Annotated in this window: 16 protein-coding genes and 1 tRNA gene; 8 read left to right on the top strand and 9 right to left on the bottom strand. The window is 62.5% G+C overall.

Going from position 1 to position 20,784, the window contains the following annotated elements; genetic code table 11:
* The first annotated feature begins 82 nt into the window (after positions 1 to 82).
* Together glgX and bglA are read left to right on the top strand one after the other, a co-directional pair.
* On the top strand, positions 83 to 2,083 hold the full coding sequence (gene glgX / locus EB231_RS25900) for a glycogen debranching protein GlgX (RefSeq protein ID WP_172351307.1): 2,001 nt from the start codon (positions 83 to 85) through the stop codon (positions 2,081 to 2,083).
* Positions 2,083 to 3,741, top strand: a complete 1,659-nt coding sequence (gene bglA / locus EB231_RS25895; protein ID WP_172351306.1) for a beta-galactosidase BglA — start codon at positions 2,083 to 2,085, stop codon at positions 3,739 to 3,741. Before glgX ends, bglA begins: the two co-directional genes overlap by 1 nt.
* 52 nt (positions 3,742 to 3,793) lie before the next feature.
* Here bglA and EB231_RS25890 read toward each other — a convergent pair whose 3' ends face one another.
* Both EB231_RS25890 and EB231_RS25885 read right to left on the bottom strand, forming a co-directional pair.
* Complete coding sequence (locus EB231_RS25890; protein WP_172351305.1) at positions 3,794 to 5,563, bottom strand: TadG family pilus assembly protein; 1,770 nt, start codon at positions 5,561 to 5,563, stop codon at positions 3,794 to 3,796.
* Complete coding sequence (locus tag EB231_RS25885) at positions 5,564 to 6,010, bottom strand: TadE/TadG family type IV pilus assembly protein (RefSeq protein ID WP_172353020.1); 447 nt, start codon at positions 6,008 to 6,010, stop codon at positions 5,564 to 5,566.
* Between the two features lie 283 nt (positions 6,011 to 6,293).
* Here EB231_RS25885 and EB231_RS25880 point away from each other — a divergent pair, with 283 nt between their 5' ends.
* From EB231_RS25880 to EB231_RS25865, 4 genes are all read left to right on the top strand, one after another.
* Positions 6,294 to 7,886, top strand: a complete 1,593-nt coding sequence (locus EB231_RS25880; RefSeq protein ID WP_172351304.1) for a peptide ABC transporter substrate-binding protein — start codon at positions 6,294 to 6,296, stop codon at positions 7,884 to 7,886.
* A 162-nt stretch (positions 7,887 to 8,048) separates the two neighbouring features.
* Positions 8,049 to 8,972: an ABC transporter permease subunit gene (locus tag EB231_RS25875; protein WP_019857069.1), complete on the top strand. Its 924-nt coding sequence runs from the start codon at positions 8,049 to 8,051 to the stop codon at positions 8,970 to 8,972.
* Positions 8,965 to 10,086, top strand: coding sequence for an ABC transporter permease (locus EB231_RS25870; protein WP_172351303.1), 1,122 nt, complete (start codon positions 8,965 to 8,967; stop codon positions 10,084 to 10,086). Before EB231_RS25875 ends, EB231_RS25870 begins: the two co-directional genes overlap by 8 nt.
* 33 nt (positions 10,087 to 10,119) lie before the next feature.
* Positions 10,120 to 11,739, top strand: a complete 1,620-nt coding sequence (locus EB231_RS25865) for an ABC transporter ATP-binding protein (protein ID WP_172351302.1) — start codon at positions 10,120 to 10,122, stop codon at positions 11,737 to 11,739.
* A 46-nt stretch (positions 11,740 to 11,785) separates the two neighbouring features.
* On the opposite strand, the gene EB231_RS25860 is transcribed toward EB231_RS25865, so the two are convergent.
* From EB231_RS25860 to EB231_RS25835, 6 genes are all read right to left on the bottom strand, one after another.
* The gene (locus EB231_RS25860) at positions 11,786 to 12,130 is read right to left on the bottom strand and encodes a hypothetical protein (RefSeq protein WP_172351301.1); all 345 of its coding nucleotides are present in this window, start codon (positions 12,128 to 12,130) and stop codon (positions 11,786 to 11,788) included.
* Positions 12,131 to 12,309: 179 nt separating this feature from the next.
* A complete protein-coding gene (locus EB231_RS25855) occupies positions 12,310 to 12,747 on the bottom strand; it encodes a hypothetical protein (RefSeq protein WP_172351300.1) in 438 nt (145 codons plus the stop codon).
* 4 nt (positions 12,748 to 12,751) lie between these two features.
* Positions 12,752 to 12,967 (bottom strand): hypothetical protein, encoded by a 216-nt coding sequence (locus tag EB231_RS25850; RefSeq protein WP_172353019.1) that lies wholly within the window; start codon positions 12,965 to 12,967, stop codon positions 12,752 to 12,754.
* Positions 12,968 to 13,983: 1,016 nt separating this feature from the next.
* Positions 13,984 to 14,271 carry a hypothetical protein gene (locus tag EB231_RS25845; protein WP_172351299.1) on the bottom strand — a complete coding sequence of 96 codons (288 nt, stop codon included), beginning with the start codon at positions 14,269 to 14,271 and terminating at the stop codon, positions 13,984 to 13,986.
* Between the two features lie 695 nt (positions 14,272 to 14,966).
* A tRNA-Pro gene (locus EB231_RS25840) sits at positions 14,967 to 15,043 on the bottom strand.
* A gap of 75 nt (positions 15,044 to 15,118) precedes the next feature.
* A complete protein-coding gene (locus tag EB231_RS25835; protein WP_172351298.1) occupies positions 15,119 to 16,003 on the bottom strand; it encodes an NmrA/HSCARG family protein in 885 nt (294 codons plus the stop codon).
* Between the two features lie 100 nt (positions 16,004 to 16,103).
* Here EB231_RS25835 and EB231_RS25830 point away from each other — a divergent pair, with 100 nt between their 5' ends.
* The gene (locus tag EB231_RS25830) at positions 16,104 to 17,003 is read left to right on the top strand and encodes a LysR family transcriptional regulator (RefSeq protein WP_172353018.1); all 900 of its coding nucleotides are present in this window, start codon (positions 16,104 to 16,106) and stop codon (positions 17,001 to 17,003) included.
* A 43-nt stretch (positions 17,004 to 17,046) separates the two neighbouring features.
* Positions 17,047 to 19,287: an AGE family epimerase/isomerase gene (locus EB231_RS25825; RefSeq protein WP_172351297.1), complete on the top strand. Its 2,241-nt coding sequence runs from the start codon at positions 17,047 to 17,049 to the stop codon at positions 19,285 to 19,287.
* Between the two features lie 7 nt (positions 19,288 to 19,294).
* On the opposite strand, the gene betB is transcribed toward EB231_RS25825, so the two are convergent.
* Complete coding sequence (gene betB / locus EB231_RS25820) at positions 19,295 to 20,758, bottom strand: betaine-aldehyde dehydrogenase (protein ID WP_172351296.1); 1,464 nt, start codon at positions 20,756 to 20,758, stop codon at positions 19,295 to 19,297.
* Between the last annotated feature and the right edge of the window lie 26 nt (positions 20,759 to 20,784).

Here is a 20,784-nt window from a genome sequence, read left to right as displayed (position 1 = left end):
GTTCCGTCACACACCCCTCATCCGTCTCGGCGCTGCGCGCCGATCCACCTTCTCCCACAAGGGGAGAAGGGGAGGCGCTCGCATGACCCAACTCGGCGCCACAAACACCCCCGAAGGCATCCGCTTTGCCGCCTGGTCTTCGTCGGCCCGTCGCCTCTGGGTCTCTATCTTCGACGAGCAAGACAATCGGGAAATCGACCGGCTGGAGCTCCAGCCGGAAGGCGAGGGAGTGCATGCGCTCTTCGTTTCCGGCCTTGCCGCGGGCACGCGATATGGTTTCCGTGCCGATGGCGACTATGCGCCCGAGCTTGGGCTGTGGTTCGATCCCGACAAGCTGCTGATCGATCCCTACGCCGCGGAAATCGACCGGCCTTATGCTTACCACTGGCGGCTCGCCGCGCGGCGTAACGAGGGCGTGGACACCGCGCCGTTGATGCCCAAGACCGTGGCAAGGGCCTTGCCCGAGGCAGTGCCTGTGCTGCCGCCGCTGTTTCGTCCGGGCGGCTTGATCTACGAACTGAATGTCCGCTCCTTCACGAAGCTCCACCCCGATGTGCCGGAAGAACAGCGCGGTACCCTCGCAGCGCTGGCCCACCCCGCCATCATCGCGCATCTGAAGCGCCTCGGTGTGTCCGCCGTCGAACTGATGCCGGTGACGGCGTCGATCGACGAGCGGCATCTGCCACCGCTGGGCCTGAGCAACGCCTGGGGCTATAACCCCGTCACTTTCATGGCGCTCGATCCACGGCTGGCGCCCGGCGGTCTGGCCGAATTGCGCGAAGCCGTCGCGACGCTGCGCCAGGCCGGCATCGGCACCATCCTCGATCTCGTCTTCAACCACACAGGCGAAAGCGACAGGCTTGGGCCGACGCTGTCGTTGCGCGGCCTCGACAATCAAGCCTACTACCGGCACCAGCCGGATGGCAGGCTGGTCAATGACACCGGCACGGGCAACACGGTCGCGTGCGACCATCCGGTGGTGCGCGACATGGTGCTCGACACGCTTCGCCATTTTGTCCGCCATGCCGGCGTCGACGGCTTTCGCTTCGATCTGGCACCGGTGCTGGGCCGCGTGGACGGCATGTTCGATCCCGCCGCGCCCTTGCTCAAGGCCATCGCTGGCGATCCAGTCCTTGCCGATCGCGTGCTGGTCGCCGAACCCTGGGATATCGGCCCGGACGGCTATCAGCTCGGCAATTTCCCTGCGCGCTTCCTCGAATGGAACGATCGCTATCGCGACGATGCCAGACGCTTCTGGCGTGGCGACGTCGGCGCGGTTGGAGCGTTGGCGACCCGGCTTGCCGGCTCCTCAGATGTTTTTGGCAAGGCAGGCCAGCCGGCCAGCCGCACGGTCAATTTCATCGCCGCGCATGATGGCATGACGCTAGCCGATATCGTCGCCTATGAGCGTAAGCATAACGCGGCCAATGGCGAGCAGAACCGTGATGGCCACAACGACAATCTGTCCTGGAACAATGGCGCCGAGGGCGAGACGGACAACGCGGCGATCGGCAAAGCGCGCTTCGAAGACCAGTGCGCGCTGCTTGCCACACTATTTGCCTCGCGGGGCACCATCATGCTGACTGCGGGCGACGAATTTGGTCGTACCCAGAACGGCAACAACAACGCCTACGCGCAAGACAACGCCATCACCTGGCTGGATTGGACGGGCCGCGACCAGGTGCTGGAGCATTACGTATCGGCGCTGGCCACACTACGCCGTGCCGCCCCGGCATTGTCGGACACGCATTTCCTGACGGGACAATCGGCCGCGGCTCCAGGCATCCCCGACGTCGCCTGGTTGAGCGAGACCGGCATGCCGCTGGCCGAGGCGGACTGGAACGATCCCGGCCGACATCGCCTCGTCATGCTATTGGGCGATGCAGGCGGCGGCCGCCTTGCCGTCATCATCAACGGCGGTCGCCGCCAATGCGTCTTCACCTTGCCCGAGCGGGAAGGGTTCCGATGGCAGCCGGCGATCGAAACGCAGGCGGTCGACCTTGCGCGACCAATGCCGGGCCGCGGCGTTAATTTCATGATCGAGCGCCGGACCGGAAAGGGCGGCGCCGGGAAGGGTTCGTGATGGCCGATGAAGATGCCAACCCTTGGGCCGACCCGGGGGCGGGGCAGGGGGCCGAGTGGTGGCGCGGCTGCGTCATCTACCAGGTCTATCCGCGTTCCTTCCAGGACACGACCGGCGATGGCAGCGGCGATCTCAGGGGTATCACGGCAAGGCTCGCCCACATTGCCTCGCTTGGCGTCGATGCCGTCTGGCTATCACCCTTCTTCAAGTCGCCGATGGCCGACATGGGCTACGACGTGTCGGACTATCGCGACGTCGATCCGATGTTCGGTTCGCTGGAGGATTTCGACATCCTGGTCGCCGAAGCGCACCGGCTGGGCCTGAAGGTCGTCATCGACCAGGTGCTGTCGCACTCATCCGACAAGCATGAATGGTTCATCGAAAGCCGCGCCAGCCGCGACAACCCCAAGGCCGACTGGTATGTCTGGGCCGATGCGAAGCCCGACGGCAACGCGCCCAACAACTGGCTGTCCGTCTTCGGTGGCCCGGCCTGGGAGTGGGATTCGACCCGCCGGCAATATTACATGCACAATTTCCTGGCCTCGCAGCCAGACCTGAATTTCCACAATCCGGAGGTCCAGGATGCGCTGCTGGACACGGTTCGGTTCTGGCTGGAGCGTGGCGTCGACGGTTTCCGGCTCGACACCGTCAACTACTATGTCCACGACCGCTGGCTACGCAGCAATCCGCCCTTGGCGTCGAGTGTCGCCGGCACCAATGGCGAGACCAACACCTACCTTTACCAGGAGCATCTGTTCGACAAGACGCAGCCGGAAAACCTGGCTTTTCTCGGACGTTTCCGGGCATTGCTGGACGAGTATGAAGGCCGTGCCGCGGTTGGTGAAATCGGCGATGAGGGCCGCTCGCTGCAGACGCTGGCCGCCTATACTTCCGGTGGCGACAAGCTGCAGATGTGCTACACCTTCGACCTGCTCGGTTCGCAATTTTCGGCGGCACATGTGCGCGGCTGCGTCGAGGCTTTCGAACATGCGGTCGTCGACGGCTGGGTTTGCTGGGCGTTCTCCAACCATGACGTGGTGCGCCATGTCAGCCGCTGGACAGGGCTGGATGGCGATCCCAACACGGTGGCCAGATTCTCGATCATGCTGCTCGCCTGCCTGCGCGGCTCGATCTGCCTCTATCAGGGCGAAGAGCTTGGCCTGGAAGAGGCGGAGCTAGCCTATGAGGATCTGCGCGATCCCGTCGGCATCCGCTTCTGGCCCGGCGTCAAGGGCAGGGATGGTTGCCGCACGCCGATGGTCTGGGAGGCCGGCGCCGACAATGCGGGCTTCTCGACGGCCAGGCCCTGGCTGCCGGTACCGGCCAGCCATCGCGCCCGTGCCGCCGATGTGCAGAACGGCAACGACCAATCTGTGCTGTCAGCCTACCGTTCGACGCTTGCCTTGCGCAGGCGCCATCCAGCGCTGGTGAGCGGTTCGATCCGCTTTCTCGACGCCGAGGGTGACGTGCTCGCCTTCATCCGCGAAGGCAGCGGTGAGAGGCTGCTCTGTGTCTTCAATTTCGCTAGGGAGCCGGCGAATTGGCTGTTGCCCGGGGATATCGAAGCAATTGCTGCTGTCTTGGGTGGCACCGCGGCTGTCGAGGAAGAGACGATCTCGCTGCCGGCTCTCGGTTGCTTCCTTGGCCGGCTCGATTGAGCGGCGGTTCAACCGTCTTTCGGCCAAGCCATTCGCTTGGCCGAAAGACGCCCTACTGAACCAGCACCGCGCGTCCGCAGGTTGCTCCGGTGACACGAACGTCTGCCTGGCCGACCCCGACACCCAGGGCCGAAAGCACGTTGTAAAGCAAGTCGTCGACGGGTGCCGTTACGGTGTTCAGCACCGCCACCACCGCGGGTTTGACCGTTCCGAGCAGGGCGGTGAGGTCGATGCCGAGACCAAGCACACCGACCGAAAGCGACAAATTGTTGACCAGTGACGTGGTGAGCGACTGCGAGATGTTGCGCGTCGAAACGGTCTTGATCGTCTTGTTGGCGATATCGGTGGCGTTGAAGGTCAGTGTTTGCGGGCTGTTGTTGGTGATCGCGGTCGCGGCCGAACCCATCACCTGGATCAGCGGGATATTGATCAGCAGGAGCTTCAGGCTCACATCCGCGATCTCGGCGTCGGTGAAGGTCTGCGGCTGGCTGAAATTGGCGAAACCGGAGGGATTGTTGCTGTTGGCCAGGTTCAGCTGGGCAATGCCGGGGTGTGCGGCGATGGAAACGCTGATGCTGGAGGGCCCTGTCGGACAGGTAATGTCGGTCAGCTTCGCTTCCGCGTAGGCGACTTCCACATTAAGCGGCAGATTAACGGCCAAGAGGCTGATGCCGCCGCCGAGGCCGGGGGTGCCGACACCGACGGAGGCCGTCAGTTTGATGCGCGTCTGGGCCGTCCGCACAGTGGTGCCGATGCCATCGATCGCCAGCCAGGGCGAGGATTGCGCCGGCTCGCCAATGGCGATGTTGAGCTTGGTGGAGAGCAGTCCGGGAATGGTGGCGCCGAGATCGACCGCCGCCTGGCTGGTGCCGTTGGCGAGCACGGCGGCGGCGGTCAGCATCCCCATGGCGCTTGCGTCGACCCCAAGGCCGGACGGCTGTTGTCCGAGGCCCAGGCTGCCGACGGAACCAAGGTCGATAAGACTGCTGAGCGGGATCTTGACCGTGCTCGTCGACTTGGTGGCGATGGTCTGCAGGGCGACCTTGGCCGTATTGCCGAGACCAGGAACGTTGGCCATGGCGGTGGCGATCTGGCCGACAGTCGCCTTCGAGGCCAGCACGTTCGAATAGGTGCCGGCGGTGATGTTCAGTTGTGTGGCCAAGGCACTGACAAAGGAGAGCACGCTGACGTCGGCCGAGATCAGCCCGTTATAGTCCATGACGCTGAGCGAGATGTTGCCGCCGAGAAGTCCGCTTAGGAGCGCGTTGAGGATGCCGCCGTTGACGCTGAGCAGTCTCGATCCGACCGAGAATGCGGCCTGCGGCGTCATGCTGGCCGTGGCTTGGGTGCCGATGACCGGAGTGGGGATGAGCGAGCTCGCGAAATAGCGGGCGGGGATTTTCGCCAGCGTGACACGCACTGCATTGTAAGGTGTCACGCCCGCCTGGAAGCGCTGGGTGACATTGGTGGTCGATGAGGCATATCGACCCTTTGTGACCGTCACCACCGTCTTTCCGACGGCCGGAGGGATGGTCTGGCCCGAGGCTTGAACGACGACACCTGGCATACTGTTGTCGGTGAGCGTGGTCACGACCGCCGTGTTGACATTGTTGATGTTCGATGCGGCGGTGATCGCCGCCAGATCGACCATCGCCTGGGCTTCGCGGCGTTCGGTATAGATGGAGGCTTCATCGATAGCCACCGCGGCCAGCGCCAGCGCGACCGGCGCGCTCAGTGCCGTCATGACGGCAAAGTTCGCATTCCTGTCGCCCAGCATCGACCGTACAAGCCGGCCGATGCCCTTGCCCCGACGCTGCGGCATTCAGATTCCCCCGACCCTGATCGTTGACTGGCGCTTGATGGTGGTCCCCGGCATGGCTATGCCCGGGAAGAGATTCCAGATCGGCAGGTTGCGCGCATCGTAGGAGATAGACACCACGAACTGGCTTCCATCGGCCACGCTGTCATTGGCCTGGTAGGTCAGTTTGCTGGCGTCCACGAAGGGGTAGCCGCCGGCATTGTTGGTGAGGAAGGAGGCCACCAGCGTTTGCCGCTCGGTCTGGTTCAATCCGGCAATGGCCGTCCTGGCGGCGTCGGCCGCGATCTGCTGGATCGAGTTGGCGGCGCCAAAATAGATGCCGTACGCAACCATTCCGAGTAGCAGGAGGATAAAGAGCGGCGACAGCAAAGCGAATTCGACCGCTGAAGTTCCCGAATCGTCTGTTCGGAATGCGCGCCTTCGGGCCGTGGAAATGAGGTTCTGAACCATGATAGCAGCATGCCAAAATTCGCATGCAGAAAGCGAAAACTCTGGGTACAACCAGGGGATGCGTACAATTGAAAAAGCCGCTCTAATTTAGCCGTTGCTTCTTTGGTTGGGAGGATTGACTTAGGGTCAATCAGTACTCGGTTGAAAACAGCTTACCTCCTGTCTAGTCTCCTGCCACCAGCTGCCGGAGGGAACCGGCGGCGCGCTTGAAGGAACCAGATATCGGTCCCGGGGCGTCAACACGAAAAGGCGCGCCGACGGCAGCGCCGACAGGGAGAACTTCATGCTGAAAAACATGCTGAAGGCGACGGTGTTCGCCACCACCATGGCCGTAGCCGCCGGTGCGTTCTACACGCCGGCTTTCGCGGAGACCGTCTATAACAGGGGCACCGCCGCTGAGTCGGAATCGGTCGACCCGCACAAGACCTCGACGGTCTATGAAGCCAATGTGTTGCGCGACCTGTTCCAGGGACTGGTCATGCAGGACGAGAAGGCGAACCTCATTCCGGGCGCGGCCGAAAGCTGGACGGTATCGGACGACGGCACCGTCTACACCTTCAAGCTGCGCAAGGACGGCATGTGGTCGGACGGCAGCCCGGTGACGGCCGACGACTTCGTCTACGCCTTCCATCGGCTGGAAGACCCCGCGACCGGCGCCGAATATGCCTCGATGCTCTATCCGGTGAAGGGTGCGGAGGACGTCAACACCAAGAAGGGCAAGCCCGAGGACATGGGCGTCAAGGCGATCGACGCCAACACCCTGGAAGTGACGCTGAAGGCGCCGACGCCTTACTTCCTGGAGATGCTGACCCATCAGGCGACCTATCCGGTCAGCAAGGCCTCGATCGAAAAGCTCGGCGCTGACTGGATCAAGCCCGGCAACCTTGTTTCGAACGGCGCATATACGCTGGCCGAATGGGTCCCCAACGACCATATGAAACTGGTCAAGAATCCGAAATTCTGGGACGCGGCGACCGTCAAGTTCGACGTGGTCAACTACATCCCGACCGAAGATCGCTCCTCGGCCATGAAGCGCTTCGAAGCCGGCGAACTCGACAGCTACGACGATCTGCCGACCGAACAGCTCGCCGACCTCAAGACCAAGTTCGGCGACCAGATCCATGTCGGCCCATATCTCGGCACCTATTACTACGCGATCAAGACCGACAAGGCGCCGTGGAACAACCCTGAACTGCGCAACGCCATTTCGATGGCGATCGACCGCGACTTCATCGCCGAAAAGGTCTGGCAGAACTCGATGCTGCCCGGCTATTCCATGGTGCCTCCCGGCATCGAGGGCTACACGCCCGCAATGGCCAAATACGCCGACATGCCGCAGATCGATCGCGAGGACGCCGCCAAGAAAATCCTCGAGAAGCTTGGCTACACGCCCGAACATCCGCTGAAGATGGAAATCCGCTACAACACCTCGGAGAACCACAAGAACACGGCGGTTGCCATCCAGGAGCAGTTGAAGCCGCTTGGCGTCGACGTCACGCTGCTCAACACCGACACCAAGACCCACTACTCCTTCCTTGAGCAGAAGGGCGACTATGACGTGGCGCGTGCCGCCTGGATCGCCGATTACAAGGATCCGGAAACCTTCCTTGGCATCTCGCGCAAGGCGAGCGGCAACAACTATTCGAACTATGACAGCCCGGCCTATGAGGCGGCCATGGACAAGGCAGCCGCCGCCGGCGGCAAGCCCGAGGAGCGCATGAAGGAGCTCTCCGAGGCCGAGCGCATTCTCGTCGACGATGTCGGCCAGATTCCGCTTCTCTACTACAGCTACCACGACATCGTGTCCTCGAAGCTGCATGGCTTCGTCGACAATGTGATGGACATCCATCCGTCGCGTTTCGTCAGCAAGGACTGATCCCTGGCCAAGCCGCCGCGCACTCCTTGCGCGGCGGTGCTGGTTTGCCATCGCATCGGCCCGGGAAGCGCAATCGATTTTCGGAAAATCCGGTGCGAAGATTTGAAGGCTGGAGCACAGTCATCCAAAGGATGGGCGTGTTCCGGATCAAGCGGGGCACCGATGCTGCGATACGTATTCCGGCGGCTTTTGACCGCCATACCGACGCTGTTCGTCATCGTGACGATGGCGTTTTTCCTGATGCGCGTCGCGCCAGGCGGCCCATTCAACCAGGAGCGGGGGCTGAGCCCCGAGATCAAGGCCAACCTTGAAGCCCAGTTCGGCCTCAACGACCCGCTCTGGCTGCAATATGTTCACTATCTCGGCAATCTCCTGCGCGGCAATTTCGGCCCGAGTTACAACATGCCGGACTTCACCGTCACAGAACTGTTCGCCAAGGGCCTGCCCATTTCGGTGCAACTCGGCGCCTCGGCGCTGATCCTGGCGCTGCTGCTGGGTTCCGTGCTTGGCACCATCGCCGCACTCAACCAGAACAAGCTTGGCGACTATACGGTGATTGCACTGGCGACCGCCGGCAGCACCATACCGACCTTCGTCATCGCGCCGGTTATCCAGCTCCTCTTCGGGCTGACCTGGAAGCTTTTGCCGATCGGCGGCTGGGGCGATGGCGCCTTCATCAACAAGGTCGGCCCGGTGCTCACCCTTGCCTTGCCGCAGATCGCCATCGTTGCCCGCCTGATGCGCGGCTCGATGATCGAATCTCTGCGCTCCCATCACATCCGCACGGCGCGCGCGCTGGGCCTTTCCGACTGGTCGGTGGTGGTCAAGCACGCCCTGCGCGGCGCCATCCTGCCGATCGTCTCGTTTACCGGCCCCGCGGCGGCCGCCCTTTTGACCGGTTCCGTCATCGTCGAGACGATCTTCTCCATTCCAGGCGTCGGCCGTTATTTCGTCGATGCCGCGCTCAACCGCGACTACACGCTGGTGATGGGGACGGTGGTGGTGATCGCCATCTTCACCATCGTCTTCAACCTGATCGTCGACGTCATGTACGCGGTCGTCGATCCGAGGGTGCGCTATGACTGACATCGCAGCCACGGCTCCCACCATCGTTGGTCGCTCGCTCTGGGGCGATGCCTGGGCGCGCCTCAAGGCCAACCGCGCCGCTATGTTCAGCCTCTACTATCTCGCTTTGATCGGGATCGTCAGCGTGTTCGGCCCCTGGTTCGTGCCGCATCAATACACGACTATCTATGCCGACTATGTGCGCATGCCGCCAAGCCTATCGGCCTACCCGAAGCCAGACATGATTCAGGGCGCACTCACGGACGCCATCAAGCGCATGCGTGTCGACCTCAAGGAATGGCATCAGGAAGGCAGCCGCGTCACGGTCACGGTCACCTCCATCAAGCCGATCGATGATCGCAACATCCGCTACCTCGACCGCTCCGATGCCTTTGACGACACCAAGATCGAGAACAAATCGCCCGACGGGCTCGAGGTGACGATGAGCACATCGGTCAAGCAGCAATATTTCCTGTTTGGCACCGACAACACCGGCCGCGATCTGCTGTCGCGCACGCTGATGGCCGGGCGCATCTCGCTGGCCATCGGCCTGCTCGCCGGCGTCGTGGCGGTGGTGATTGGTGTGATCTATGGCGCCGCCGCCGGCTTTTCCGGTGGCAAGATCGACGAGGTGATGATGCGCATCGTCGATGTGCTCTATTCCTTGCCGTTCATCTTCTTCGTCATCATGCTGGTGGTGTTCTTCGGCCGCAACTTCGTGCTGATGTTCCTGGCCGTCGGGGCGGTGCTGTGGCTCGACATGGCGCGGATCGTGCGCGGCCAGGCATTGTCGATCCGCCGCCAGGAATATGTCCAGGCGGCCGAAGCCATGGGCGTCGGTCAGCGCGGCATCCTGCTGCGCCATGTCATCCCCAATCTTCTTGGCCCGGTCGTCATCTACATGACGCTGCTGGTGCCTCAGGTCATCATCCTGGAGAGTTTCCTGTCGTTCCTCGGCCTCGGCGTGCAGGAGCCGATGACCAGCTGGGGCGTGCTGATCTCGGTCGGCGCCAAGAACATCGGCACCGCAAACTGGCTGCTCCTGTTCCCCGCCTTCTTCCTCGTCTCGACGCTGTTCGCCCTGAATTTCGTCGGCGACGGCCTGCGCGACGCGCTCGACCCAAGGGATCGCTGATATGGGGGATCGATAAAGATGGGGATCGCTGACATGGCTACTCCCGAAACGATTCTCAGCGTCAAGGACCTGCGCGTCCGCTTCCGCACGCTTGACGGCGCCGTCGAGGCGGTCAAGGGCATCAACATCCATGTCAACGCAGGCGAGACCGTTGCCGTGGTCGGCGAGTCCGGTTCCGGCAAGAGCCAGACCATGATGGCGGCGATGAGCCTGCTGGCCTCGAATGGCGAAGCCACGGGCCATGTCGACTATCGCGGCCGCAATCTGCTGACACTGAGCAAATCCGACCTGAACAAGGTGCGCGGCGCCAAGATCAGCATGATCTTCCAGGAGCCGATGACCTCGCTCGATCCGCTCTATTCGATTGGCAACCAGCTGATCGAGCCGATCCGCCGGCATCGCGGCCTGAATGCCGCTGAGGCACGCGAAGAGGCGCTCAGGCTCTTGCGGCTCGTGCATATTCCCGACCCCGAGCGGCGGATGAAATCCTATCCGCACGAAATGTCCGGCGGCCAACGTCAGCGCGTTATGATTGCCATGGCGCTGGCCAACGACCCCGACATCCTGATCGCCGACGAGCCGACGACGGCGCTCGACGTGACCATCCAGGCGCAGATCCTGATGTTGCTCGCCGAACTGCAGCGCAAGCTCGGCATGGCGATCGTCTTCATCACCCACGATCTTGGCATCGTCCGGCGTTTCGCCGACCGTGTCTATGTCATGCGCCAGGGCGAGGTCGCCGAGGAAGGCGAGGCGGAAGCGATCTTCGCAAACCCGCAGCACGCCTACACCAAGATGCTGCTGGCGGCCGAGCCGACGGGAACCAAGGCGCCACCGCCGGCCAATGCGCCCGTGGTGCTCGAAGGCAGGAATGTCGAAGTCACATTCAGGATCGGCGGTGGGTTTCTGGCCGGCGAGCCACTGATGCTGCGTGCCGTCGATGACATTTCGATCCGGCTTCAGCGCAACCAGACCATCGGCATTGTCGGTGAATCCGGTTCGGGCAAATCAACGCTCGGTCGCGCCCTGCTGCGGCTGCTGCCGAGCGATGGTTTGATCCGTTTTGGCGATCGCGACATTTCCACGGCCGACCGGCAGGAGATGCGGCCGCTGCGGCGCCAGATGCAACTCGTCTTCCAGGATCCGTTCGGCTCGCTGTCGCCGCGCATGACCGTTGGCCAGGTCGTCACCGAAGGCCTTCTGGTGCATGAGCCGAACCTTTCAAGCAAGCAGCGTGACCAGCGCGCGGTCGAGGCCTTGCGCGAAGTCGGGCTCGATCCCAACGCCCGCAACCGCTACCCGCATGAATTCTCGGGCGGCCAGCGGCAGCGCATCGCCATTGCCCGGGCGATGATCCTGAAGCCCAAAATGGTCGTGCTGGACGAGCCGACCTCCGCGCTTGATCGCTCGGTGCAAAAGCAGATCGTCGAACTGCTGCGCAAGCTGCAGGCCGACCATGAACTGTCCTACCTCTTCATCAGCCACGACCTCGCCGTGGTGCGCGCCATGGCCGACTACATCATCGTCATGAAGCAGGGAAAGATCGTCGAGCAGGGGCCGACCGAGGCGATCTTCAGCAACCCGCAAGCGCCTTACACGCAGACTCTGATGAACGCGGCGATCGACGTGACGCGCTTTCGGCTGAGCGCGTGAGGCGGCGCTTCAACTGAAGGCAATCATCGTGGCGGCCTCCGTTCGCTCAGCCCGCAGACCTCGGGCACCTGCGTGCGCGCGCAGCGGCAATGGCATCCTGCTGCTGTTTCAGCCGGTCTATCCTGGCTGTTTCCCGATTGGCGACGGCGGTTTTCACCCGCGAGCCGCCAAGCAGCCAGCGCGGAACATTGGTGTTGGCGACCTTGCCGCGCGTAATCGCGGTTTGCGAGATTTCGCTGGCGGTTTCGCCCAGCGCGCTGTTGAGCTCGACACAGGTCATCTTGTCGTACTTCGCCGGATCTACCGTTCCGCTGATCGAGGAGCAGCCGGCCACGAGAAGCACGGCAATCACAAGAACCGGTGTCCAGGCTGTCGTTGAGATAAAATTCATGTCCGCATCCGGTCGCCAGCTTACCGGCTTTCATCGAATTGCCTAGAGCCGATGCCCATTTCGACAAAGTTTGCGCCTGCTGTCGAGCCCGATCGCAATCCGTGCCGGTCGTGACGAGATGTCGTCTGCCGGCGCTCGCTCGTTCGCACGGCTTGTCGGCCTGTCATCTCCAGGGATTCTCATGCTGCTTCGGCGACAAGTCCGGCCAGCGGGGCCTCACCACGGAGCACTGTCTGGGCGATGTCGCTCTTGTTTTCATCGACATGGGCCGTCACCAGGACGATCCCCTCGGCGACGCTCAGATCGTCGGGTTTGGCAGCAGTCGTGATGAATGAGCCGAGCAACCCGCAAGCGCCGCCACAGACCGCGCAAATCACAGCTGTTGCCGGTAATCCGGCGTGAAGGGAATTGACACCGTAGACGGCCACGGCACCAAGGCACGCCAATGCCGCACCGACCAGACCGAGAATGACGCCCGGAGACTTTAGAACTCCGACTTCATCCTGGTAGGGGCCAATAATGGCAATCTGAATGTGAGGAACACCAGCCGCCACCAGTTCTCCAGCAACCCGGCCCGCTTCGGCATGGGAATCAAAAAGCCTGCTAATGGTCCGCATGGTCTCAGGGCGTTTCCTTGTCGAGCAACGTGCCGGTCACGAAGGACGCGGCGATCAAATCGTCGCCATCGATGCTGCCCTGCCCGTCTTCCATCATGGCAGCAACCTTTTGGAATGTCTTCATTTCGCTCATGGTAATCCGGGCTTGCTGCATCCTGGCCTCGAGGGCGGCTACGCGCGTCCCCAATGCATCGGATCTTGCGGCCTCGCTGTTCGACATGGTGACTTTCATCCAAATTCGCTTGATCGCCCTCGCGCGCCCAGTCACCGAACAGAGTCGAAGCGTAATCGTTCCCGAGCTGGGCTTCGGTCTGGTGGGGAGCCGGACTTAAGTCTGGCTGTAAAATGCAATGGTCCTACCTGTGATGCTGCCCGGAACAGCCCCCCGTTCGCAGCCGTTGTCCGCTGCATGTTCAGGAGAAACTGATGGAAAAGAGTGTTGGCCAAGCGCGCTGGTTGCTCGCGCTGATCTTCGCGGTGGCCATCACCTTCATGGCGATTGGAATAACTCTTGGCTGACCATCCGAAAAGATCGAATACGAGTGTCCTGCAGATTGGCGCAGCTATGTCCCTTCCTGCGCCGATAGGGTTCGCCCGCCGCTTCCATGCGGCGAGCGAACCCTCAGTCTCAAGTCGGGGAGCGGAAGAAGGCTTCCGCGACCACGGATTTTCGAGCCCACTGTCGTACGGCCCCACGGCAAAGCCGGACTTAGCTTTTCCGCGATACTCCCGGCTTTCGCAGCTTAGGCTCTTTTTCTATCGCAGACGCAGAAACACATGGCTCCGATGCCAGACGGGAATCGCGGATCGTGAGCCAATAAATCACGCTCGATTAACGCCGGCCGCTCCACACATCACAACGAGATATCCATGCGGCACGTACGTTGCTTGCCAGCATCATTGGGAGGCGAATATGGCACTTTCACCGGACCGGTATGATGATGACATGATGATCCAATGTCCTCGATGCAACCGAATGATGATCCGTAAAGGCCGCCTGATAAAGAGCGTCAAGTCGCTGACCTGTGAAGGTTGTGACAACCAAATTCGGATGACATACAGCCGCAAGATCGACATCTTCGAAAGACGCCGCCGATCACATCCCTGAAGCTGGTGGCCCAGCCTGTCGATGGGTAAGTCAAGCTCGGCGGTGACTAACGGGCGAGGGGTATGGACCAGCACCATCGCGCGAATTGGCCCGACTCCTGGTAATAAGCAGGGCCAGCGGCCGTGTTATCAGTAGCCGCCGTTCTCGATCACCACGGGATGGCGGTGATGGTGTGTGGAGACGGAACCCGTGACCACGAGGGCGTCTCGACGATGGTGATGATGCCGGCGGCCATGGTCGTAGAACGCGACCGTGCCGTGGTGACGGTGATGCAGGCGCTGTCCATCCTCGTTGATGATCCTGACCTTGTGGTGGTGTCGATGGTGGGTCCTGATAACCACATCGGCCTCGGCTGCCGACGCTACGACCGGCAATCCCACGGAAAGCGCCAACGCGCACATGATCATTGTTTTCATTATATTTTCTCCACTTACTTGAATAGCCCTTCGGTGGATACAACTGCGGCTGGCCGCTTTGGTTCCGGGGTTTTCCCAAGGCAGTAGGGATGCCTAAGGGCAAGTCGAAGGTCGGGCGATCGCATTGCCCAGGGCAGAGAAGGGGCGCTTTTCGAAGTGCCCGATGCATCGGTTGCGCTCATTCAAGCGGCACGACGATCTGAGCTCAAAAATTCGCGACATCCAGCTTGCCATGCGGTGGAACATTAGGTCTATCTAATAGTTCTACTCCCGCGGCAAGCGCGTTGGTGTCCGCTGAAGATCGGCCGGCAATGGCTGATCGGCCCGCGTCCTCCGCCAGAGGCGCGGGCCTCCCAGGCGACAGGAGAGAGATCATGAACAACATCATCTGGCTCGTTGGAGCGATAGTCATCGTGTTGGCGATATTGAGCTTCTTTGGCCTCCGATAAGTGTGACGGGAGTGAGGTTCGTCGACACTTTTTTCGGCACGTGATCAGCCGAAGCGGATGCTGGGAAAGCGCCATAGGCGGACGGCCGCAAACCAATATGGCGGCAGAGCTTACTGCTCCTCTTCGCTGCGAAGCGCATTGGCTATGGCTCAGCCAACTCAACTGAGGAGGCGTATCATCTCGCCCGGTTTTCAGGTGGCATATCAGTCAAGCGCCAAGTCGGGATGCGCTAACGCGTTGTTTTTCTGGTCGGAGTGGCAGGATTTGAACCTGCGACCCCCTCGTCCCGAACGAGGTGCGCTACCAGGCTGCGCTACACTCCGTGACCAGACGGCGGGCTTATAGCCGCCACACTTCATTCCTGCAAGCGGCAATGGCAGCACTTCTGTCGCATTTCATCAGCTTTCGCCGCGCAGGCCGCTGGTGTTCCAGTCAAATGCGCGCGCCCAGTCGGCAAAACCGTGCCAGCGCACTTCGGGGAACTCCCTTTGCAAGGCGGCGATGTCAACGTCGTAGCCGACGCGGTCGAACCATTCGAACATCAGTGCCGCGTCCTCGCTCTGCTGGCGGGCAGCCGCGATAGGGATCTCCTGATAGCGGATCGGGCGACCGATGGCCTCGGACAGGATTCTTGCCTGCTCCTCGCCGGACAGTTCGTCCCCGGCGAAATCGAAGCGCTTGCCGAATACCTGTTCCCGCCGTTCCGCGAGTGCAGCGACGAAGGCGCCGATATCGGCCAGCGCAACCAGTTGGACGACGCGCTTCGGCGGCAAGGCGAAAGCGTGAATGCCTTGACGGAGCGCGTCGATCGACCACGGCGCAACTGCATTCTCCATGAAGGCGACCGGCGCGCTGATCGTATAGGGAATGCCGAGCTGCCTGACATGCTGCTCGACAAGGTATTTGCTTTCGAAATGCGGAATGCCGGTCTTCTTGTCGGCGTCGGCAACGGATGAATAGATCAGGTGTCCGATGCCGGCGGCCTTTGCCGCATCGGCGGCAAGAATCCCCTGGCGGGTTTCCTCCTCGAGGCCGGCCTCGTAGCTGTTGCCCATCAGGAACATGGTGTCGACGTCTCTTGCCGCCTTCACGACGGAGGCTGTGTCGGCGAGATCGCCGGCCACGATTTCGGCGCCTACCGCGGCCAGTTGCCGAGCGGCTTCGCTGTCCGGCTTGCGCGTCAGCGCCTTGACGCGATGGCCCCTCGACAACAGGGCACGCGCAACGGCGCCCCCCTGCTGGCCCGTGGCTCCCGTCACAAGAATGCTTCGTTTGCTGGTCATCTCATTTGCTCCATGTTGTCTTGTCTGGAGCAAATTAGCCTCTGTCTCATTGATGCATAATTGCCTATAATTGGAAAACTTTGTCCCAATATTGAGCGCAATGATCGACCTCAACGATGTCACCGTCTTTGCCCGCGTCGTCGAAGCCGGCAGCTTCACCGCGGCCGCACGCTTGCTCGCCATGCCCAAGACCACTGTCAGCCGCCGTGTCGCCGCGCTCGAACGCGAGGTCGGTGTGCGGCTGCTGCAACGCACCACACGCAGCCTCAACCTGACGGACGCCGGACGTCTCTATTATGAGCAAAGCAGCCAAGGGCTGCGGACGATCGAGGAGGCGAATCTGCGTCTCGCGGAGGCGAGGGCGGAGCCTTCGGGTACGATCCGGATTTCGGCCCCGGTTGGTTTCAGCGGTCACTTCCTCATCCGCGCCGTGGTCGAGTTTCTGGCGCTGTACCCGAAGACCAATGTCGAACTCCGCCTCACCGACGACAAGCTCAACCTGATCGAGGACGGCATCGACCTCGCCTTCCGCACCGGGAGACTTGAGGATTCGACGCTGATTGCCCGCAAGATCGGTTCCACGCACAGGCTGCTCTGCGCCAGCCCCGCCTATCTCGCGCGATATGGTATGCCGGAAAGCCCGGCCGATCTCGCCCGCCATCGATGCGTCATCGCGGGCCAGTCGGCCTCAGGCGCTCATTGGGTGCTTGATGGACCACAAGGCCAGGAAACTGTCGTGGTCGCCGGGCGATTCGCCGCCAATGAGATGCAGGCGGTGGTGGCGGCCGCGCTCGCGGACTTCGGCATCGCTCAATTGCCCCAGCTGATGGCCGAGGGGCTGATCAACGAGGGGCGGTTGCGGCGCGTTCTCGACGGCTACACGACGCCCGAGGGCGGTCTATATGTTCTCTATCCCAGCAGCCGGCACCTTTCCCCCCTGGTCAAGGCCTTCATCGATCTTGCGGTCGAGCGGATTTCCAATCGGGTAAACACGGCTTAAAGGCATGCCTGCTACCCTAGACCAACTTCCGAGCGAGACACCAATGAGCCAGCGCATCGTCAGTTTTGTCATGAGCGGCGGCGTCGGCTCGCGGCTCTGGCCATTGTCGCGCGAGGACAATCCCAAGCAGTTTCACGATTTTTCGGGCGACGGCTCCATGCTGGCCAAGACCTTGCGCCGGCTGACGGCAAGGCCGGCCGGCGAAACGCCGATCTTCCTGATTGCCTCCGAGCGCCATGCCGAACGTGTCCATGCCGACCTGGCTGGCCTCGATCTCGCCGGCGGCGGTCCATTGTTCGAGCCCACGGGGCGCAACACCGCCGCCGCGATCGCACTGGCAACGCTGCGCACCCTGTCCGAATTCGGCGACAGCCTGGTCCTGGTTGTGCCATCGGACCACGAAATATCGACCGCAGGGCAATTCTGGCAGAGTGTCGAGGCAGGCGCCGAGGCGGCGCACGCCGGCCGGCTCGTGGTGTTCGGCATCAAACCGACACAGCCCGAGACCGGCTATGGCTATATCGAGGTGGCGGGCGCGCTGGGTGGCATCTTCGACGTCACGCGTTTCGTCGAGAAGCCGGATCTTGCGACGGCGCAGGGCTATCTCAAGGCGGGAAGCTTTTACTGGAACACCGGCATCTTCCTGTTTCGTGCCGCTGCCATGCGTGACGCCTTCGCCGCTTTCGAGCCCGACATCTGGCAGACCACCGAAGCCGCCTACAAGGCGGCGACATCGGATTTGTCCGGCCTCTATATGCCATTGGAACTCTATGAGGCCATACCCTCGATCTCGATCGACTATGCCATCATGGAGCGGGCGCAAGGCATTGCCATGGTGCCGGCCGACTTCCGCTGGAACGATCTCGGCTCCTGGCAGTCGCTGCTCGATGTCGGTCCGGCCGACGAGCAAGGCAATGTCGTCATCGGCGATGTTGTCGCCATCGATTGCGAAAACTCCTACATCCGCAGCGACGGCCGCCTGTTGTCGGCGATCGCCATGAAGGATGTGGCCATCGTTTCGACCGCCGATGCGACTTTCGTCGCGCCGGTCAGTCACAGCCAGCACGTCAAGAAGATCGTCGAGCAGCTCGAGAAATCGGGCCGGCTGGAAACCAGGTTCACGCCGGCGCATGACCGCGTCATCGAAAGCGGCGCCTGGCGGCGGCGTGTGCACCACTGGCTGTTTCAGGAGACATTGCCGCTGTGGTCGACATCAGGCGTCGACGAGCGTCATGGCGGTTTCCATGAAGCGCTGGGCTTCGACACCAACCCGCTCATGAAGCCCAAGCGCATGCGGACCCAGGCCAGGCAGGTCTATGCCTTCGCCGTCGCCAGCGCGCGCGGCTGGCATGGTCCGGCCGACAGGCTGATCAGCCACGGTATCGAGTTCATGGCCAGGAATGGCCGCACCGACAAAGGCGGCTGGGTGCGTACGCTCCATGTCGACGGCTCCGTCGCCGACGCCACCGAGGATGCATACGATCATTCCTGCGTGCTCCTGGCGCTCGCCCATGCCCATATGTCCGGCAATCCCGATGCCTTGCGGCTCGGCGAGGAAACCTTCGCGTTCCTCGATGCGCATCTCGAGGATCATCGCATGACCGGTTTCCTCGAAACATCGGACGGGAAGGGCGAACGGCGCTCCAACCCGCACATGCATTTGCTCGAAGCGTTCCTGGCCTGGCACCAGGCCACCGGCGAGCGCGCTCATCTGCGCCGTGCGGCACGCATCATCGATCTCTTCCGGAGCCATTTCTTCGACCGGGAAAGCTGGACGCTGGGCGAATATTTCGATGACGAGTGGAAGCCGTCAGCCGGTGAGAAAGGCGCGTGGACCGAGCCCGGCCATCACTTCGAATGGGCTTCGCTACTGGTCGATTTCGCCGGACGCAGCGGCCAGGTCGAACTGAGCGGCTTCGCCCGAAAGCTCTACGCCTCGGCCATCGCCAATGGCCTCAACCGCGCCACCGGCCTTGCCTATGGCGCCGTCTCCCGGCAGGGCCTGCCGCTGGACCTGATCTCGCGCAGCTGGCCGCAGGCCGAAGCGGTCAAGGCGGCGATTGCGCTGGACGGTTCGGGTGGACCCGATCTCAAGCCGGAGATCGAGGAACGGGTTGGCCGGCTGTTTCGCTGGCACATCGACCCGGCGCCGCTCGGCCTATGGATAGACCGTATCGACGAACGCGGCCGCTCGCTGGCATCGGATGTTCCGGCCAGCATCTTCTATCACCTGGTCTGCGCGTTGACGCAGTATCTGGATGGAACGGCGGAGAAGGCGGCTTAGGCTGGGCTCAATACGGGCTCGCCACGTCCCCCGTCTCCACATAGATCGACTTGAGCTGTGAATAGAGCGCCAATGCGGCAAGCGAATTTTCGCGGCCGATGCCGGACTGCTTGAAGCCGCCGAACGGGATTTCCACCGGCGTCAGATTGTAGGCATTGATCCAGCAGGTACCGGCCTGCAGCTCGGCGATGACGCGGTGCGCGCGCGACAGGTCACGGGTGAAGACGCCGGCGGCGAGGCCGAACTCGGTGTCGTTGGCGCGGTCGATCACCTCGTCCTCGCCGTCGAATTTCAGCACACTCATGACAGGCCCGAAAATCTCCTCGCGGGCGATGCGCATCGTGTCGGTGACACCGGTGAACACCGTCGGCTCGACGAAGAAGCCGCCGTCAAAGCCTTGCAGCGAAGGCACGTTGCCGCCGCAGGCCAGTGTGGCGCCATCCTGCTTGCCGATCCCGATATAGCCGACCACCTTCTCATGCTGTGCTTTCGAGACCAGCGGCCCCATCTGGGTCTCCGGGTCGAGCGGGTCGCCGATGCGGATCTTTTTCGTCCGCTCGATCAACCGGTCGACGAAGCGGTCGTGGATGCCGCTCTGCACGAAGACCCGCGTACCGTTGGAGCAGATCTGGCCGGTCGAGTAGAAATTGCCGAGCATGGCGCCGCCGATGGCGTTTTCGATGTCGGCATCGTTGAAGACGATCAGCGGCGACTTGCCGCCGAGCTCCATCGTCGCGTGCTTCATCTTCGAGCCGGCGAGCGACAGCACCTTGCGGCCGGTCGGCACCGAGCCGGTCACCGAGACCTTGGCGACGACATCGTGTCCCACCAAGCCGGCGCCGACATCGCCATAACCCTGCACCACATTGAAGAGCCCGTCGGGCAGGCCGGCCTCGCTGTAGATCTCGGCCAGCGCCAGTGCTGAAAGCGGCGTGTTTTCCGACGGCTTGAACACCATGGCATTGCCCATGGCCAACGCCGGCGCCGATTTCCAGCCGGCGATCTGGATCGGGTAGTTCCATGCGCCGATGCCGACGCAGACGCCGAGCGCCTCGCGCCGCGTGTAGGCGAAAGGCCCGCCGAGATCGACGGCCTCGCCATTATAGGCGGCGACCGCGCCGCCGAAATATTCAAGGCAGTCGGCGGCGGAAGGCGCGTCCGCTACCAGCGTCTCCTGGATCGCCTTGCCGGTGTCGAGCGTCTCGATGCGGGCGAGGTCGGCGTTGCGGGCACGCAGAATGTCGGCGGCGCGGCGCAGGATGCGGCCGCGCTCGACCGGCTTCAGCCGCGCCCAGGCCGGCTGCGCGGCCCGCGCGGCCTCGATGGCGAGTTCCAGGACGTTCGGCGTCGCCGAGCGCAGCATGGCGATGGTCTCGCCGGTTGCCGGGTAGATGACGGGCAGCGGCGCGCCTTGCTCGTCGTCGATATAGCGTCCGTTGACGTAGTGCGATGCCGTGGGCTGGGCGCGCATGGGAGTCTCCAATGGTCCGGCGCCGC

This window comes from Mesorhizobium sp. NZP2298, assembly GCF_013170825.1.
GTDB lineage: Bacteria > Pseudomonadota > Alphaproteobacteria > Rhizobiales > Rhizobiaceae > Mesorhizobium.
This window is presented reverse-complemented; position numbering and strand designations above follow the sequence as displayed.